Origin of the sequence: Murimonas intestini (assembly GCF_024622195.1) — a bacterium.
GTDB lineage: Bacteria > Bacillota > Clostridia > Lachnospirales > Lachnospiraceae > Murimonas > Murimonas intestini.
Genome location: NZ_JANKBI010000010.1, coordinates 88,119 through 104,299, shown reverse-complemented (window position 1 = coordinate 104,299; position 16,181 = coordinate 88,119). Strand labels below are relative to the sequence as shown.

Annotated in this window: 16 protein-coding genes; 6 read left to right on the top strand and 10 right to left on the bottom strand. The window is 46.5% G+C overall.

The window, feature by feature from the left end; genetic code table 11:
- Position 1: 1 nt before the first annotated feature.
- Positions 2 to 2,116, top strand: a complete 2,115-nt coding sequence (locus tag NSB28_RS14810) for a glycosyl hydrolase family 95 catalytic domain-containing protein (protein ID WP_109747220.1) — start codon at positions 2 to 4, stop codon at positions 2,114 to 2,116.
- Positions 2,117 to 2,123: 7 nt separating this feature from the next.
- Here NSB28_RS14810 and NSB28_RS14805 read toward each other — a convergent pair whose 3' ends face one another.
- From NSB28_RS14805 to NSB28_RS14795, 3 genes are all read right to left on the bottom strand, one after another.
- Positions 2,124 to 2,909 (bottom strand): zf-HC2 domain-containing protein, encoded by a 786-nt coding sequence (locus tag NSB28_RS14805; RefSeq protein WP_109747221.1) that lies wholly within the window; start codon positions 2,907 to 2,909, stop codon positions 2,124 to 2,126.
- Positions 2,899 to 3,402, bottom strand: coding sequence for an RNA polymerase sigma factor (locus tag NSB28_RS14800; RefSeq protein WP_109747222.1), 504 nt, complete (start codon positions 3,400 to 3,402; stop codon positions 2,899 to 2,901). Before NSB28_RS14800 ends, NSB28_RS14805 begins: the two co-directional genes overlap by 11 nt.
- Before the next feature lie 214 nt (positions 3,403 to 3,616).
- Entirely contained in the window at positions 3,617 to 4,177 is a 561-nt protein-coding gene (locus NSB28_RS14795) for a GNAT family N-acetyltransferase (RefSeq protein ID WP_109747223.1), read from the bottom strand.
- A 210-nt stretch (positions 4,178 to 4,387) separates the two neighbouring features.
- Here NSB28_RS14795 and NSB28_RS14790 point away from each other — a divergent pair, with 210 nt between their 5' ends.
- A complete protein-coding gene (locus NSB28_RS14790; protein ID WP_109747224.1) occupies positions 4,388 to 4,891 on the top strand; it encodes a GNAT family N-acetyltransferase in 504 nt (167 codons plus the stop codon).
- Positions 4,892 to 4,988: 97 nt separating this feature from the next.
- Here NSB28_RS14790 and NSB28_RS14785 read toward each other — a convergent pair whose 3' ends face one another.
- Together NSB28_RS14785 and NSB28_RS14780 are read right to left on the bottom strand one after the other, a co-directional pair.
- Positions 4,989 to 6,785: a sensor histidine kinase gene (locus NSB28_RS14785; RefSeq protein WP_109747225.1), complete on the bottom strand. Its 1,797-nt coding sequence runs from the start codon at positions 6,783 to 6,785 to the stop codon at positions 4,989 to 4,991.
- Positions 6,782 to 8,347 (bottom strand): response regulator transcription factor, encoded by a 1,566-nt coding sequence (locus NSB28_RS14780; RefSeq protein ID WP_109747226.1) that lies wholly within the window; start codon positions 8,345 to 8,347, stop codon positions 6,782 to 6,784. Before NSB28_RS14780 ends, NSB28_RS14785 begins: the two co-directional genes overlap by 4 nt.
- Positions 8,348 to 8,533: 186 nt before the next feature.
- Between NSB28_RS14780 and NSB28_RS14775 the strand changes: the two genes are divergently transcribed.
- The 4 genes from NSB28_RS14775 to NSB28_RS14760 are packed head-to-tail and all read left to right on the top strand — an operon-like array spanning position 8,534 to position 13,262.
- The gene (locus NSB28_RS14775) at positions 8,534 to 9,481 is read left to right on the top strand and encodes a carbohydrate ABC transporter permease (RefSeq protein ID WP_109747227.1); all 948 of its coding nucleotides are present in this window, start codon (positions 8,534 to 8,536) and stop codon (positions 9,479 to 9,481) included.
- 18 nt (positions 9,482 to 9,499) lie between these two features.
- On the top strand, positions 9,500 to 10,324 hold the full coding sequence (locus NSB28_RS14770) for a carbohydrate ABC transporter permease (protein ID WP_109747228.1): 825 nt from the start codon (positions 9,500 to 9,502) through the stop codon (positions 10,322 to 10,324).
- Between the two features lie 27 nt (positions 10,325 to 10,351).
- Positions 10,352 to 11,848 (top strand): ABC transporter substrate-binding protein, encoded by a 1,497-nt coding sequence (locus NSB28_RS14765; protein ID WP_109747229.1) that lies wholly within the window; start codon positions 10,352 to 10,354, stop codon positions 11,846 to 11,848.
- Positions 11,835 to 13,262 carry a sulfatase family protein gene (locus tag NSB28_RS14760; protein ID WP_257497846.1) on the top strand — a complete coding sequence of 476 codons (1,428 nt, stop codon included), beginning with the start codon at positions 11,835 to 11,837 and terminating at the stop codon, positions 13,260 to 13,262. Before NSB28_RS14765 ends, NSB28_RS14760 begins: the two co-directional genes overlap by 14 nt.
- A 43-nt stretch (positions 13,263 to 13,305) precedes the next feature.
- Here the strand turns inward: NSB28_RS14760 and NSB28_RS14755 are convergent, their stop codons facing one another.
- The 5 genes from NSB28_RS14755 to NSB28_RS14735 all read right to left on the bottom strand — a co-directional run bounded on the left by NSB28_RS14755 (position 13,306) and on the right by NSB28_RS14735 (position 16,181).
- Positions 13,306 to 13,533, bottom strand: coding sequence for a hypothetical protein (locus NSB28_RS14755; RefSeq protein WP_109747231.1), 228 nt, complete (start codon positions 13,531 to 13,533; stop codon positions 13,306 to 13,308).
- A gap of 64 nt (positions 13,534 to 13,597) precedes the next feature.
- Positions 13,598 to 13,729 carry a hypothetical protein gene (locus tag NSB28_RS14750; RefSeq protein WP_257497847.1) on the bottom strand — a complete coding sequence of 44 codons (132 nt, stop codon included), beginning with the start codon at positions 13,727 to 13,729 and terminating at the stop codon, positions 13,598 to 13,600.
- Positions 13,730 to 13,773: 44 nt separating this feature from the next.
- Positions 13,774 to 14,214 carry a hypothetical protein gene (locus NSB28_RS14745; protein WP_109747232.1) on the bottom strand — a complete coding sequence of 147 codons (441 nt, stop codon included), beginning with the start codon at positions 14,212 to 14,214 and terminating at the stop codon, positions 13,774 to 13,776.
- Between the two features lie 36 nt (positions 14,215 to 14,250).
- Positions 14,251 to 15,024, bottom strand: a complete 774-nt coding sequence (locus tag NSB28_RS14740) for an IclR family transcriptional regulator (RefSeq protein ID WP_257497848.1) — start codon at positions 15,022 to 15,024, stop codon at positions 14,251 to 14,253.
- A gap of 167 nt (positions 15,025 to 15,191) precedes the next feature.
- On the bottom strand, positions 15,192 to 16,181 hold the full coding sequence (locus NSB28_RS14735) for a 2-dehydro-3-deoxygalactonokinase (RefSeq protein ID WP_257497849.1): 990 nt from the start codon (positions 16,179 to 16,181) through the stop codon (positions 15,192 to 15,194).

Genomic DNA, 16,181 nt, shown 5'->3' with positions numbered 1-16,181 from the left:
GATGGAAGATTGGAGAAACAGGCTTTCTGCTTATGATTTCTGGTGGACAGATAAGGAAAGGCTGCCGGACGGCTGGACAAAAGGCGCATTTCTTGGAAATGGTGTCCAGGGCGTTATGCTTTATTTTACAGGGGAGGGGGAGGAGAGAAAGCTGCATGCTGAGCTGGGCAGCCATGATGTCTATGACAGGAGAAGCTCCAGGGATTTCTGGATGGCTAAGCAGTTTGACAGCCCCCGCCTTCCTGTAGGAAGCCTGGAATACCCCTGCCCTGGCAAAATCCTGGACTTTACCATGCATTTAAGTCTTTATGACGCATCTGCTGATCTGTATATCAGGACAGAGAGCATGGAACTGGAATGCATGTTTTATGTGTGCGCGTCAAATCAGATGATTGTGGCAGAGCAGAGAAGAGGTGCGCTGTCTGCGTGGAAATTCATACCTGGAAAAGCCGTCAGCCCCAGACAATCTTTTGGGCTGAGGATGGGAGAGGATAGCAGGATTGACAGGGAATACAAGTATCATCCTGAACCCAGGCTGGAAGAGGCAAGGGAAGAGACAATGCAGGAAACTGCATGTGTCCAGGAACTGGACGGGGATTGGAGGACGATAACGGTTATCCAGAGAGACGTAAACAGAGGCTGTCTGTTTGCCGAGATCTGCCAGGGGCAGGGGATAGAGACGGATAAAGTGAAAAAGAGCCTGGAGAGAGAAAAGAGCCGGGATTACAGGAGGCTCCATCTGCAGTGGTGGCACGAGTACTATCCTGTCAGTGGAATTAGTATCCCGGATACCAGTCTGGAAGCTTTTTACTGGAGGCAGATCTATAAGCTGGGCTGTGCTGTAAGAGAGGACAGCCGGGTGATGGACAACCAGGGGCCCTGGCTTTTTGAGACACCCTGGCCCGGGACATGGTGGAACCTGAACGTACAGCTGTGCTACTGGCCTCTGTACACAGCGGGCAGATTGAGCCAGGCCGCATCCCTCAATCATTTCCTGATGAGGTACAAAGATGACCTGACTGAGAATGTCCCTGAAAGGTACAGGTATGATTCCAGTGGCATCGGCACTAATACTACATGGAACTTAAAGTCCGGGATCGCAGACCCGGAAACAGATAATGGGCAGCAGTTTGTGGAGCTGGGAAACCTGACATGGGCGCTGCATGACTGCTGGCTGTATTACCGCATGACCATGGATAAGGAAATGCTTCGCACTATGCTTTATCCTCTTCTGAAAAGAAGCATCAATTACTATCTGCACTTTTTGAGGAAGGGTGAAGATGGAAGGCTTCATCTGCCGCCCACCTCTTCACCGGAATACGGGGAACTCTGTGAGGACTGTAATTATGACCTGAGCCTCCTGCGCTGGGGCTGTATGGCCCTGCTGGATATTACAGAGACACTTGGAATTGATGATGAGAAGAAAAGGGAATGGATGAATGTCTGTGAGAATCTGACTGATTATCCCAGAAATGAGACCGGATATATGATAGGAAAGGACCTGCCGTATGCCAGGACACACAGACATTTTTCACACCTGATGATGCATATGCCGCTCTATCTGGTGAACTGTGACAACAGTGATACATGGAGCCTGGTGGAGCGCTCCATTAACCACTGGTTCAGCTACAGGGGGGATATCCTGGGATTCTCCCATGTTGGTGCATCACTTCTATACAGCGCTTACCAGAAGGGAAATAAAGCAGCGGAGCAGATCCGCTGGCTTTTAAAAGAGCATGTAACCTTTAATACTATGTACCAGGAGGCAGGCCCTGTAATGGAAACCCCGCTTGCCGCAGCAGAATGCATCCAGCAGCTTCTGCTGCAAAGCTGGGGAGGAAAGATCAGAGTATTTCCGGCCGTACCGGATGAATGGGAGAGCGCATCATTTTCAGGTTTTGCCGCACAGGGCGGATTCCGGGTCTCGGCCCGGTATGAGGATCACCGGACCGTCTGGATAGAGATAGAGAGCCTGGCAGGTGAGGCATGCATTGTTGAGACCGGCATGGAGGAGGCGGAAGTCCACTATGACGACGGGCGAAGGGAACACGTTCAGATAAAAGGATGTGTCAGGCTTGACCTGCAGATTCATGGAAAGGTGAGACTGTCAATTTAACATTCAGCTACTCCCAAACCCAGCGCCCCATACTTTTGTCATAAGACAGTTCATACTTTATGGCCCCGTATTGGTCATAGGCATAGCCCACGGCATCCTGGCTGAGAGAGGCATCTCCATTTTCAAAAGCCAGGACTGCCAGTTCTCCTGTGTCGATATCGGTTGATTTTGAGAGTCCAAAGGCGGTAATGGTCACTCTTGTGATATCAGGATCCTCTGAAAGGAGCGGGAAGAGGAGGATACCCCTGTCATAATCCCAGAAGTAGAGTGGGCTGGTCACGGTCAGCTTGCCCTTGTCAGCGGGATATTTGGGCCAGGCAAAATAATTATCATCGGAGCGCCATCCGTTCCAGTGCCTGTCTGCTGCGATTGTATCGTAATTACAATCTCCCTCATAGAAGAAAAATTTAATATTACCCCAGTCCAGTGTACCCAGTACTTTTGAAGACGGGTTGAGCTTTCCCGAATTCCGGGCAGCTGCACCGGCGGTAAAATGATAACCCATGGCATAGTTTCCAAGCAAAAGGAAAGCAGAACATGTGAGTACGGCCAGGAGCGTCCTGTATTTCAGCTTTCTGCGCCTGATTTTCCTGGCGATAGCAGCATATTCTGAAGTTTTTACATCATCCTGATCTGTTTCCATTTCAACGTTTTGCATGAGTTTCTGATAATATTCGCTGCATGTCTTACATTCAGCCATATGCTCAAAGACTGCTTTTTTACTGCCCTCTGATGCGGAATCATCTGTGCAGAGCGGCATTAAATCCTGTATCAGATCACATTTATATTTCATAGTCAAACCTCTCCTTTAACTGAGTCTGGATATATAGTTTCGTTCTGTAAAAAATTACTTTTGCTGTTGTTTCTTTGATATTCTCTAGTTTTGCGATTTCTTTGAACTTCAGCCCGGCATACATCCTGTACTGGACAATATCGCGGGCTTTTTTATCACAGCCATTTAAAATATTCTCTATGCAGCGTAGCAGCTCACGGTTTTCTATATGTTTTGATATATCTTCCGTGTACTGCATTTTCTGCAGCCTGTCGCAGAGATGTTCTTTGCTGATCTCCTTGCGTATATAGGTGGAATAAGTATTTTTGGCTATTTGGCAAAGCCATGTCTTAATTTCACATTCTCCCCGGAAACGGCCAAAAGACAGAAAGGCCTGATAGAACGTTTCCGACAAAAGTTCTTCGGAGAGATCAAGATCATAATCGGTCAGCTTACATATAAACCGGTAAATGTCTTGCCTGTATTCAGTATACAGTTCTTCGAATGGATCCACATCATCCCACCTTTCTTGTTGATTTGTATTATTAGTAGTTTCAGCAGTGAAAAAGTTACATCAAAAAGTAATTTTTTTTGAATCCGAGGATATACAGGAAGAAGGGAAAAATGGAAGAGGGATGCAATGCCGGCACTGATTATTGTTTTCTGGAAATGATGCACGGAGGTGTATATTATTGTGTGTACTGGCATTGCAGACCATATAAGAGGTATTATTTAACTGGTGTGAGATTTTTTACCATTAAGTACTCATTTGCATAGCTTCCGTCCTTATACTTCATGCTGTGAGGCTGTTCGCCATAGATTTCAAAACCAAGGCTTTTGTATAGGCGGACTGCGGCAGTATTAGCAGTCACCACCTCTAATTCCGCCTGTTCATAACCACAGCCGGCTGCAGTCTCAAGAACTGTATTCAGCATAGCTTTTCCCAGTCCCATCCCGCAGTATTCCTGATACAGGGCAATGGCGATATTGCATCTGTGGGCATACCGTTTATAGCTGCCGCAGGATGACAGTGAACAGTTCCCGGCATGTTTTCCGTCCACACGGGCGATCAGCAGCAGTTCTCTTTTGGCTTCTTCCATAGTTTGAAGGAAATCCTTCTCCTGGGCTGAAGTCAGGGTGATTTCTTCCGGTTCTCTCATGAGATACGGCGTCTCAGCGGATGTTATTTTTAAATATTGAACCAAGTCCTCTGCATCCTCTGTACATGCACTTCTAAGTATACAGTGTCTTCCGTCAGAAAGTATGATTTCTTTTTCTTTTAACAGCATATTATTTCCCCTTTAACTCGTTTTTAGTATACGCATATGGCATTGGAATTGCTGATGATTATACCACATAAAATTTCATTTTGCCAGTAAAGCATTTCTGTATACTGCGCGGCGTAAACAATAATCAGAAAACCACTTGTCAATCAGGCATGTGAGGAGTATGTTTATTATCAGCAGGTATCTGGATTATGGAGGATTAGGAGGAAGGGTATGATAAAAACCAGCAGATTAGTATTAAAAGCTTATGAGCCGGAAGATCAGGAGTCAATGGTTGAATTACTGACAAATGACGAGATAAAAAAGACATTTATGATCCCGGATTTTCAAAGCAGGGCTGATGTTATAGCATTATTTAAAAGGTGCCTGGAGTTTTCAGTTTCGGGCCAGCATTATGAAAGAGGAATATACCTTGATAAGAAGCTGATAGGATTTATAAATGATGTGTTTACAGAGGGAAATTCCATAGAATTAGGCTATGTGATACATCCGGATTTTCAGAACAGAGGATATGCAACAGAGGCGCTTTCGGCAGCAATCGGGGACTTGTTTCAGAAAGGATTTGGTGAAATTATTGCAGGAGCTTTTGAAAATAATACTGCCAGCTGCCGTGTTATGGAGAAATGTAAAATGACTCGGACCGAAAGAGAGGAGACGATCAAATATCGTGAGCAGCTGTATCATTGTATTTATTATTCTATAAAGAAACCGGAGTAGGATATTAAACGGACTGCTTTTGGGGAGAGGGCGGCGGAGCGTGAAGATATGCCCGCCCCCCCAAAAGCTCAGTTGATAGGAATCATGTCATGATGTATCAGCAATATTCCATATTCTTGGGCACCTGCACAATCACTTTTGTGCCGGTGCCTTCTTTGCTTTCCAGAAGCATGGCACAGTCATCACCGAATCTGAGACGAAGCCTCTGGTAGACATTTACGATTCCGATATGCCCATTTGACTTATAGGAATCCACATCCCCGGGACTTAGTTTTTCGCGCAGCGCATCAAGCTGTCCGGTATCCATGCCGGTGCCGTCATCTTCCACGGTCACCAGGACAAAATCACCCTTTGCACAGACAGTGACATCCAGATTGCCCTGGGAGCGTTTGGCTTCCAGCCCGTGGTAAATAGCATTTTCTACTAAAGGCTGCAGTGTGAGCTTCATGATCCGGCAGCGTGCAGCTTCTTCATCGATGTGGAAATGCGGGCAGATCCGCTCTCCATAACGCACCTGCATGATATCCAGATAATTGCGGATATGTGTCAGCTCGTCAGAGATGGGCACAAGCTCGTCTGAAGAACTGATGCTGTAACGGTACAAGTCAGCCATGGAAAGGGCAATATCGCTGACCTGTTCAATTCCCTCATTTTCTGCAATGCTGCTGATGGTTTCCAGAGTATTATAGAGAAAATGAGGATTGATCTGGGACTGCAGGGTGTGAATCTGCATTTCTTTTTCACGGAGTGAATACTGGTATTTTTCCTGAATGAGCTGGCGTATATGCAGGAGCATCTGGTCGATGCATTTGCCCAGCTCCCCTGTCTCATCCTTTGGCAGAGGCGGGATTGTGACCTCCAGACTGCCGTTCATCACTTCATAAGTGACTGCCTTCAGGTCTTCGATGGGTTTCACCAGCTTCCTGGAAAAATACCTGGCCAGCAATATGGTCAGAAACAGTGAAAGGCCTATAAGCAGAAGCATAAATTCTTTCAGGTCAGGCACACCGGCCATGATCTCTTCAAGAGAGTTCGTGGAGAGGATGCTCAGTGCAAAGCCCTCAAGAGGATAGAGATTGACCAGGTAGCGGTGTCCGTCAATATCCATGGTCCGGGATGCGGCGTCCGGACCGCAGGACTGATAGATATTTATTAACTCTTCTTCTGAGAACTGCTCCTTGTTCAGCGTATAGATCTGTGAACTACCTGAAAAAAGGAAAAGATTTCCGTTTTGCCCTCCTATGAGAGGAGACAGCAGGGTCTTGATCTGGGAAGAGTCAAATTCCATATAAAAAATATACTGGTGTTTTGTAGTATTATAGCTTGTTATTTTGTGAGCATAGCCCATGTAGGCTGTGGTCGGGGTGGTATAGCGCATATCATGGTAGGGCAGCAGCTGAGGCATGGACAGGCAGCGCTGTTCTTTTGAGGCTGTAAAACGGGTAAACCATTCTGCATCCCGGAAGCTGTAGTCCGTGGTCAGGGCCAGGTCATTCTGGTAAACAATATCCCCATCAGATGACAGGATGGAGATATAGGGGAGCGTATGTGACAATCCATAATATGACCTGAGCTGGGATATGGTATCAGCCAGGGCCAGATTGGCCTTGACACCCTCTATAGAGCGCTCTTCAATTTTAGCCAGGTTCAGATTCAGATTTTTTGAATAGACAGCATAGAAATACTGGTCCAGATTACTCAGAAAGTTCTCAAGCTTGTCGGCTGCCAGAGACATGACCTGCTGCTTATAGAACAGGACATTTTCATTTATAGTTTTCTGGTAATTGTACCAGGAGATAAATCCCAGGATAATAAAGGGAACCAAGCAGGAAATAAGGAAAAAAGCCTGGAGTTTAGTGCGGATGCTGGTAAATGGAAGCTTTTGTCTTTTCATAGAGATTCCTTCCTGTGATCTGCCAGGTCAGGAGCTGCTAAAGCCTGCCTCTGGTATTCTGCAGGTGTCATTCCGGTAAGCTTGCGGAAGGTCTTGCCGAAATAGCTGCAGTCCTCATAGCCTACGGCGTGGGCGACCTGGTTTACTTTTCTGTCAGAATTGGATAACAGTTTTTTTGCTTTTTCTATGCGCAGCTCAGTCAGATATTCATTAAAATTCTTTCCCGTCACATTTTTAAATGAAACACTGAAATATGATGCATTCAGATAGTAGAGCGCAGCCATTTTCCTGAGGGATATCTCCTCAGCATAATGAGTATCCAGGTAGTGGCGGGCTTTTTCAATTGTAGCTGTCACCGATGTGGCTTTTCCGGGGGCGAGAGCTGCCTTTTGGCAGTAAGTGCAGAAGCTTTCCAGAATTTCCTGCTGGGGGCTTCCCGCGGATAAATTCTGCATCAGAGTGATGCCTTCATCAGCCAGAAGGTTATTTTCGTCCTGCTCACAGAGTACCCGGAGAATATTTCCCAGCAGGAGATGGAGGATATGAGTGACATCCGACAGAGTGACAGAGGGTGATCCGGCAAGAAAATCCTTAAGCTTTGCCAGGGCACGGCTTAGATCCAGGGTATTGCGGGAGTAGATACTGTCCAGGATCTGGGAGGTGATCTCTCTTGGCAGTGATGTCCTGCCCTCCTCCTTATCCTGTCCGGGCAGGATTATCTCATGGCTGCTGTATAAGTGCATCAGCTTCAGGCCCCCATGGGCGCTGGCAAAGGAACCTGCCAGAGACTTGCAGGAACAGGCTTCAGTGCCAAGAGCCACGCTGGCATCCAGGCCGGATCTGTCTGAGAGCTGTCTGATCAGGCTGCGCGCCCCAGCCAGCAGTTTGGCTTTTTTGGAACTGGTCAGAAAGATCCCATATATACTCTGGCTGACAGAAAAAACAGTGCAGGTAGTTTCAGAAAATATGGAAGCGGCAGTCCGGGAGAGCAGGGCGCTCAGGCTTTCCGGATCCTGGTCAGGAGCGGTGAAGCGGACAAGCATGATATACATATATGAGGTATGGAAGCCCAGATCTGTCAGCACTTCATTCAGGCGCTCAGGTGACACAGACTGCTGGTGATAAAGGACTTCCAGCATCTTCAGCAGCAGGTCCGTCTGAGTCTGTGTGCTGCGTTTGAGCAGCTCGTTTTTCCGTATTTTTTCAAGACAGCGTGAAAGAGTCTCGTTCAGCTCGTTTTTCCGGATAGGCTTTAATACATATCCGGAGGCGCTAAGCTCAATTGCAGATTTTACGTATTCAAATTCATTGTATCCGCTTATAAAGATGGCCTGTACATCAGGAAGGAAGAGGTGCATTTCTTTAAGCATCTCGATCCCTGTCATGCCCGGCATTCGGACATCAGTTATGACAATATCAGGGCGCAGGCTGAAAGCCAGCTGGAGGGCTTCATATCCGTCTGAGGCCTCCGCACACAGCTGCAGGCTGTCCGACCAGTCTATTTTGTTTTTGAGGCTGGTGCGTATCCAGGGTTCATCATCTACAAGCATTATCTTAAGCATTTCTATTCCCCCATCTAATTTGTATGCATATTATCAGGTAGTAATTTCAGTGTAATATATCTATTTACTAGTGTCAATAAACATAAAGTTTAGCCAAAAATATTCCCATAAACAGCAAAATTCTCTCCCATGTAATTGAAAAAAGACGGTGCTATAATCGGACTTATTAAAACGGAGGTGGGAGAAATGCAAAGACAGATTGCCAAACAGCCTAAAGGGGCGGCAGGGGGAGGAAACAAGAAAAGCCTTGGGAGCAGGATAATGAAAAATAAAATATTTTACCTGTTTCTGCTTCCGGCAGTGCTGGTCATAACGATTTTTAAGTACTATCCGTTCCTGACTTCAGTATATCAATCCGTGTTTAACTGGAATGGCGCCAATGTACATATTTTTAACGGGGCTAAAAACTATATTGACATCTTTCAGGATAAAGCTTTTTACAGTTCCATATACAATATTGTAAAGGTCTGTCTCGCTACAGTGGTAATAAACCTGATATTTCCATTTCTGGCAGCGGAGATCGTGACAAATTTAAATGGAAAGAGGAAACAGAACTTTTTTAAGATGGGATTCATTATTCCCATGGTAGTGCCGAGCATGGTAGTCATCCTCCTATGGAAGTGGATACTGGCAGGTGATTACGGAGTCCTGAATATGCTGTTGGGCGCAGTCGGACTTGACAACCTGATAACACCCTGGCTGGCAACCTCAAGGACAGCCCTCTGGTCTATCATAGCAATTAATTTTCCATGGATCGCCGGCCTGCCGTTCCTGCTGTACCTTACAGGAAAGCAGAATATATCGGAAGACCTCTACGAGGCTGCAGACCTGGAAGGCGCAGGACTTCTGCAGAAGATACGCTATATAGACATTCCGCTTCTGTCCAGTCAGAGAAAGCTGGTAATTACATATATGCTCATCCAGGCATTTCAGATGTTTGACCAGCCGTTCGTCCTGACAAGCGGAGGCCCGGGTACATCCACACTGACGCCGGCTCTGTATATTTACCAAAGGGCATTTAATTACAACCAGTTCGGCTACTCATCGGCAGTCGGGGTCATCCTTTTCATAATAGTAGTGGGAGTTACGCTTTTCAACCAGAGGATCATGAAAGAAAGCGACAATATGGGATAAGGCAGGAGGATATTATCAATGAGAAAGAAAAAGAAAATTACAGGAGCCTTGATAACACTGCTTGCGGTGGTTCTGCTGTTCATCACATTTTATCCGTTTTGTATGCTCCTGTTCGGTTCATTAAAGAATAAAATGCAGCTTGTAGACAACCCGTGGTTCTTTACAATGCCAATGTACTTTCACAATTATGAGGTTGCAGCATCACAGATCATGCGGCCGATCTTCAATTCTTTTGTTGTGACTGGAGTCGGGATCGTACTCACAGTGCTGTTTTCAGCCCTGGCAGCTTACGCGATAGCCCATTCAGATGTGCCGGGGAAAAAGATATTTTATTTTTACATCATATCCCTGCTGATGGTTCCGGGGTTTGTCATTCTGATACCGCAGTTTCTTGTGGTCAGGGATATGCATCTTTACAATACTTACCTGGGGCAGATACTGCCGCCCACTGCTAACAATGTGGCAATGGGAGTCATGCTGATGACGACCTTCTTCAAAGCGATACCGGGCAGTGTGATCGAGTCCGCCCAGGTAGAAGGCTGCGGACCTGTGCAGATGTTTTCAAGGATCATTATGCCCCTGTCCAAACCGATCATGGCAACTGTTTCCATTACAACCGGGCTGAATTTATGGAATAATTACATGTGGCCCCTTATCATCACAAACGGTAAAGATGTCATGCCTGTAATCGTATCTATTACAAGGCTGACTGCGTCTATAAGCGAGGGCAACGGCCCGCTGTTTGCGGCTTATGTAATAGCCGCCATCCCAATCCTGATTTTATTCGCGTTTGCTTCTAAGCAGTTTATAAGCGGTTTGACAGCTGGCGCGGTAAAAGGTTAATATGAAAAAGAGAACGGAGGAAGAAAAATGAAACAGAAGAAAATGAACAGAGCATTAGGTATCTGCATGGCGGCAGTATTGGCCGGAGGTGCATTAGGCTGCGGAAACAGTGCGACAGCAGCAGGCGGCAGTGACACAGCCAAAAAGCAAATTACGGAAAAGGATATTACAAAGCAGGCGGATTCATCTGTTGATATCTCAGGAACTACGATCCGTTTCGCATCCAGTTCACTTAAGGATGAAGCGACACAGGCAGTCTGGGACCAGATACTGGAGACATATAAAGAGAAGAGCGGCGTCACGGTGGAGATGGAGAATTTCGAAAATGCGGAATTCAGGACATGGATCACCACACAGCACGCAGCAAATAATGCCCCCGAAGTATTTGACCTGAATTACAGCTGGGCATGGGAAGATTATAATAAAGGATATCTGATCGACTTTAATGATTATCTGGACACAACGAATCCTTACAATGGGGATAAGGTCCTGAAAGATACAATGTCAGACATTCTGCTCCAGCAGGCTGTGAACCCGGACAACGGAACTATGCCGGGCATCCCTGGCAGAGTGCTGGGAGTAAAGATCATCTATAATAAGACAATGCTGAATGATGCAGGTGTGACAGAACTGCCAAAGACATATACGGAATTTATTGATGCCTGCAAGAAGCTTCAGGATAAAGGATATGTGCCGTTTGGATTTGCAAATGCAAAGGTTAATGATGCACATATGAACTGGTGGCTGCACAACTTTGTGTCTCAGATGGACGCAGAGCTCAGGGCTGAAATGGATATGAACGGCGACGGATTTGTGGCAAAGAATGAGCTGGTGGCAGCTACGGACAAGGGACTTATTGATTTTACTAAATCTCCGTTTAAGGATGGAATTGAGATCCTGAAGGATTTCTCTACATACTGGAATTCTGATTTCAACAGCACAGATCAGACAGGAGCAGTAGATCTCTGGCTTTCAGGCAAGGTGGCTATGACTACTGTCGGCAGTTTCCAGGCAAACCTGCTGACCGAGCTGGAAGGCCTTGACTATGAATACGGCCTGATGCAGCTGCCGGTTCTGACAACAGACGACTATCCCCAGGTGACAGGCAAATCCCTGAATAACGGCGGACGTCTTGTGGATGTCTATGCGGTTACAAAGGTAGATGATCCTGTTAAACAGGCAGCGGCAGTTGATTTCGTGAAGTATCTGCTTTCACCGGAAGTATTAAATGTCCTCATGGATGAGTTTCTTGTAATCCCGCCATTAAAAGACATGGAGCTGTCAGAAAAGCTGGCAGGATGGCTCACTACAGATACAGAGGATTTCCTTCATGCCAATTACTTCGGCTATGCAACTTCAAAGGAATTCACAGATTTCCAGGTACTGAGCAGCCAGGTATATCTCACAGACGACATGGATCTGGAAGAATATACAAGCGAGCTGAATACAGAGTGGCAGAGTATGTGTGAGAATGCAAAGATTGAAAACGACTGGTCAGAGGAAAACGGTTATGGCACAAAATAGTTACAATCTGCTGATCATCACGCCTGACCAGATGCGGGCCGATTATATGGGGTGCTACGGGCACCCCACGATCGGTACAAGGCATCTGGATGCTTTGGCAAAAGAGGGAATCAGGTTTGACAGCTGTTACTGTGCGGCCCCCCTGTGCGGGCCAAGCAGGATCAGCTTTGCCACGTCAACTTATTTCAGTGAGCACAATCACCGCAATTATGGAGCAACAGTCAGCCCGGATGTGCCAAACCTGGTATCAGCTCTTAAAAGGGAAGGCTACAGGACTGGCATGTTCGGTAAAAATCATCTGTTTACTTATGAGCGCCTGCCGGAGCTTTGGGATGAGCTGGATGAGATCTGCCTGGGGAACTGTGATGACCATGAGAAATATGTACACGCCTTCAGTTCATTTACTATGGAGGAAGACCATCCGTATCATATTACCGGACGGCTGACAGATGAGACAGTTGATTTCATACGCAGGCAGGAATCGCCGTTTATCGCCTGGGTAAATTACCAGGATCCTCACCCGGCATTTGCCTGTCCCAAGCCATATGATACATTGTTTAAGCCTGAAGACGTGGTTCTTGACAGATCCTATTATGACTACGATAAGAGCAGGGAACCGGTGAGGTGCCAGGTGTGGCGTGAACATTCCAGGATGGATCTGTGTACGGAAGAGGATATGAAAAAGGCCGCGGCGGCATATATGGGCCAGATACGGTATGTGGATGACATGGTGGGCAGGCTGATGGAGACTCTGAAGGAAACAGGACATGATAAAGACACGATAGTTCTGTTTTTTTCCGATCACGGAGAGCTTTTGGGAAACCATAGCATGACGCACAAGATCCCTGTATTCTATGAATGTCTGTCCAGAATCCCGGTTATCATACGCCATCCCGAGGGTATTGGAGCAGGCATGACTTTTGAAGGGCTGGCTGAAGAGGTAGACTTAGCGCCTACGATCCTGGAATTTATGGGAATAGCGGCGCCGCCTACCATGGTTGGTATCTCCTGGGCCAAAAGCATAGAATGCGGCCATACAGGCAGGGATGCAGGAAGGGAAACGGCACTGTGCGAAGCCGGAATAGCGGTTCCTACATTGAAAACACCTGTGGAAGGGCTGGAACTAAAAGCGCCTTTCGCACCAACATCATATGGCTGCGGCTCCATGCTCCGAAAGGGAGATTACAAGCTGTCCATCTATGCTGATGACTGCTGTGAACTCTATGATCTGTCCCGGGATCCCGGGGAGATACATAATCTGTACGGCATGGCAGAGTACTCTGCCGTACAGCAGGAAATGACACTTGAACTGCTCAAAAGAGTCATGAGCGTTAAAGTGAGGGATACGGGAAAAATGGAATGGGACTATGCAGAGTATCCTGTGGATGTAAGGGAAGAGCCATTGGAAAAATGACATAAAGAGAAACGAAAAGAGGACACTGCCGTGGTGTCCTCTTTTAAAGCATACTGCCTCTTTTCACTCTCGAAGCAGGTGGCGCACCTATCCCTCCAGTAATTTCTTCCACGTCATCATCATCCAGGGGGAATCCCTTGAAATCCTCCATAAACTTCATAACATCTTCTTCTGTGAATCCAAGCTCGCCTGCTGCCTTCTGCAATGACTCTAGTGAATCTAAGGCCTCCAAGCGGTTTGTTTCTTTTAATTTTTGAATCAGTTCTTTCATTTTCATTCTCCCTTCCGAAAGTTTTTGTCTGCATTGGCATTCCATCTCAACATAGCTTTGTCATTCAGATGTCAGAGCTGATAGGATCGATTCTGTTCCGGGTTTGAAGCGCAAGGTCATCACCCTGCTGGATCAGGTCTTCCCGGAATACGAGAACCTCTTCATCAACATCTTTGGCAAAACCAGACACTGGCATTCTTGAATAAACCTCTGCATATGAAATTTGTGATTGCAAAGACCTCATGCCAGATTATTTAAAAACCCATAGATAAGCAGGTGAAAAGGTTCAAGTCCGTCCCAGATAAATCGGTTGGAATCCACATCCTTTTCACCGCAGTCGATAATTTCTGTATGGGTAAGAAGATTTTCCAGAACTTTGTCAAGTTCTTTATAGAGGCTGGAGGGAAGTACGGCCTTCAGGCTTTTCATAGCATTACAGAACAGATCTGTATATGTGTGGGCCAGTATTTCGATGGCCAGTGAGTGCAGACCTATCTTCAGCTGTTTCCCCTCAGATGTTTCATAGTACTTTAAAATGTAACCGGCCAGCTGTTTGGAGCCGTTGCCGGGTTTTATAAGATAGTCCTTCAGTGCTTTGTCACATTTAATTCTTGCCCATTTTTCTTCGCATTGTATGGAAATGCCGTCAAAACAGGTATGCCATTTTTCTATGCTGTTCATTTGTAACCTCCATTGTAACTATTCAGCTGATTATGTTTAGAAATGTGTCCAGTCGTTTGAGGCAAGCAGCATTTCTATTTTGATCTGTGCTTGCTTCAGCAGACCTATTATCATGGCCTCCTTCTCGGGAGAATAGCGGAATACGGGTACAGCTACGCTGAGCGCGGCCCGTACCAGCCCGTTCTTATGGATGGGGATGGCCACACATTGGATAAACTGAGTTGATTCTTCCTTCTCAAAGGCGATTCCCTGAGCTTTGATCACCTGCAGCTGCTGATACAGGACAGACAGGTCTGTTATGGTGTTTGGTGTCAGTAAAGTAAGTGGTTCCGGATATAACTGCCTGAGTTCTTCAAGAGTCTTATCTGAGAGCAGGGCTTTGCCTATCCCTGAACTGTAGGCGGGCAGCTTTTTGCCGGGGGTGACCATCCTCAGGGATTCAGGGGAATCCACCTTAAAGACATAAAATACATCTCCGTCAATGAGTTCGCCAAAAAAGCATGTCTCTCTGCACTGGGCAGTAATAGAGTTCATCAATTCCAGAATTGAAGCATTTACTGAATCACCCTGTATATAGCAGCTTCCAAGCTCATATGTCTTGTAGCCCATGGTGTATTTACCGCTTTGCTGGTTCATGGAAATCATCTTATTTTCGCAAAGTGTATGGATGATAGGAAAAAGGCTGCTTTTAGGCGCGCCGAGGCGGGCAGCCAGTTCAGTAAGTGACAGGCCTGCATTTCCGCTCTGTGCGATGTTTTCTAATATATCAATTACCCTCTGTGTAGAGCGGTGTCTATCCTTTGTTTCCATAGGGACCTCCATTGTTCCGCGCGTGAAGCTTCCCGCATCTGCGCGGTACGTTTTTAGCGGGCCGGAAATAGTTCTTAAATTACCGGCCCGCTAAATAGTATAACATAATTGCACGTAACTGTGAAGGCACTGAACAGTTACAAAATAATTAAAATACCTGGTGATAGTTACGCGTCTTCCTGACCGCTTATGCAGAGAAAACCTCTGGCGGAATAGGGAATATCCGTTTTATGTATGGGCATAAACGGAAGGTCAGGATAATATTTCTCAAATAATGCGTGAAATACATCAATACTCTGGGAATTCCCATATACGGCCAGTATGGGGGACTCCGTATTATCCAATGCGTCAGTCACGGCTTTTACTACACCGCCATTTAAGATCCCTTCAAAAAAGGAATGACGTTCATCGACGGTGGCAGGCAGGAAAAGTTCCATTGTGCGCACTGTGTATAAAGCCCTGTTAAAGCCAAGCCGGTTCAGCAGAGAATAGCCTCTGCACACCATTTCAGGAATAACCACACCCGGCGATGTGCGCTCCGGAAGGCTGGTGGACAGAATAGTAGAGCAGGTAACTGCCTGGTAAAGTTCTCCTGTCATGGTAGACAGGATATTTACAATACGGCCGCCTTTTATAAAGGCGATCTGGGTATGGCTGCCTGGCATTATGAGGACACTGTTCTCATTCAGGACCGGATATTCATCCAGAATGCCAAAAATCTCTGTCTCCTCACCGCGCATAGTATTCACAGAATAAAAGTTGTCAATATTTACCGTGCCCTCCGCAGGCAGAGTTTTTACCCCGGGGATAATGCAAAGTTCCCGCCTGAAGACCAGCGGTTCATAGTACATGGCTATGCTGCCCTTTAACGTGCCAAGACCCACAGGTACAGGCAGATGCGGGAGTTCCGTAATTCCAGTTGGTGATGAGACCATACCGGACATCCATATGCTGCCTATATCTTCTGAGGATATTTGGCAGCTGTCAGCCAGATCCAGCATCATCTGCCGGAGGGATTTTAAGAGACAGAGGTTATTTCCAGCCAGTGCACTGTCCTTTGAGCCGACTGGTGAAGAAAGGCTGTTAAGAAGCCTGCTGCCGTCAAACAGGTATGCGCGTGTATTCGTTGTGCCTGAATCATAATATAGGTTATACAT

Bases quoted from the DNA above. Each gene is read 5' to 3' on its own strand.
- NSB28_RS14810 (WP_109747220.1), top strand. From the start codon at position 2: ATGGAAGATTGGAGAAACAGGCTTTCTGCTTATGATTTCTGGTGGACA.
- NSB28_RS14805 (WP_109747221.1), bottom strand. From the start codon at position 2,909: ATGAAATATAAATGTGATCTGATACAGGATTTAATGCCGCTCTGCACA.
- NSB28_RS14795 (WP_109747223.1), bottom strand. From the start codon at position 4,177: ATGCTGTTAAAAGAAAAAGAAATCATACTTTCTGACGGAAGACACTGT.
- NSB28_RS14790 (WP_109747224.1), top strand. From the start codon at position 4,388: ATGATAAAAACCAGCAGATTAGTATTAAAAGCTTATGAGCCGGAAGAT.
- NSB28_RS14785 (WP_109747225.1), bottom strand. From the start codon at position 6,785: ATGAAAAGACAAAAGCTTCCATTTACCAGCATCCGCACTAAACTCCAG.
- NSB28_RS14780 (WP_109747226.1), bottom strand. From the start codon at position 8,347: ATGCTTAAGATAATGCTTGTAGATGATGAACCCTGGATACGCACCAGC.
- NSB28_RS14775 (WP_109747227.1), top strand. From the start codon at position 8,534: ATGCAAAGACAGATTGCCAAACAGCCTAAAGGGGCGGCAGGGGGAGGA.
- NSB28_RS14770 (WP_109747228.1), top strand. From the start codon at position 9,500: ATGAGAAAGAAAAAGAAAATTACAGGAGCCTTGATAACACTGCTTGCG.
- NSB28_RS14765 (WP_109747229.1), top strand. From the start codon at position 10,352: ATGAAACAGAAGAAAATGAACAGAGCATTAGGTATCTGCATGGCGGCA.
- NSB28_RS14760 (WP_257497846.1), top strand. From the start codon at position 11,835: ATGGCACAAAATAGTTACAATCTGCTGATCATCACGCCTGACCAGATG.
- NSB28_RS14755 (WP_109747231.1), bottom strand. From the start codon at position 13,533: ATGAAAGAACTGATTCAAAAATTAAAAGAAACAAACCGCTTGGAGGCC.
- NSB28_RS14750 (WP_257497847.1), bottom strand. From the start codon at position 13,729: ATGCCAGTGTCTGGTTTTGCCAAAGATGTTGATGAAGAGGTTCTCGTA.
- NSB28_RS14745 (WP_109747232.1), bottom strand. From the start codon at position 14,214: ATGAACAGCATAGAAAAATGGCATACCTGTTTTGACGGCATTTCCATA.
- NSB28_RS14740 (WP_257497848.1), bottom strand. From the start codon at position 15,024: ATGGAAACAAAGGATAGACACCGCTCTACACAGAGGGTAATTGATATA.
- NSB28_RS14735 (WP_257497849.1), bottom strand. From the start codon at position 16,181: ATGTATAACCTATATTATGATTCAGGCACAACGAATACACGCGCATAC.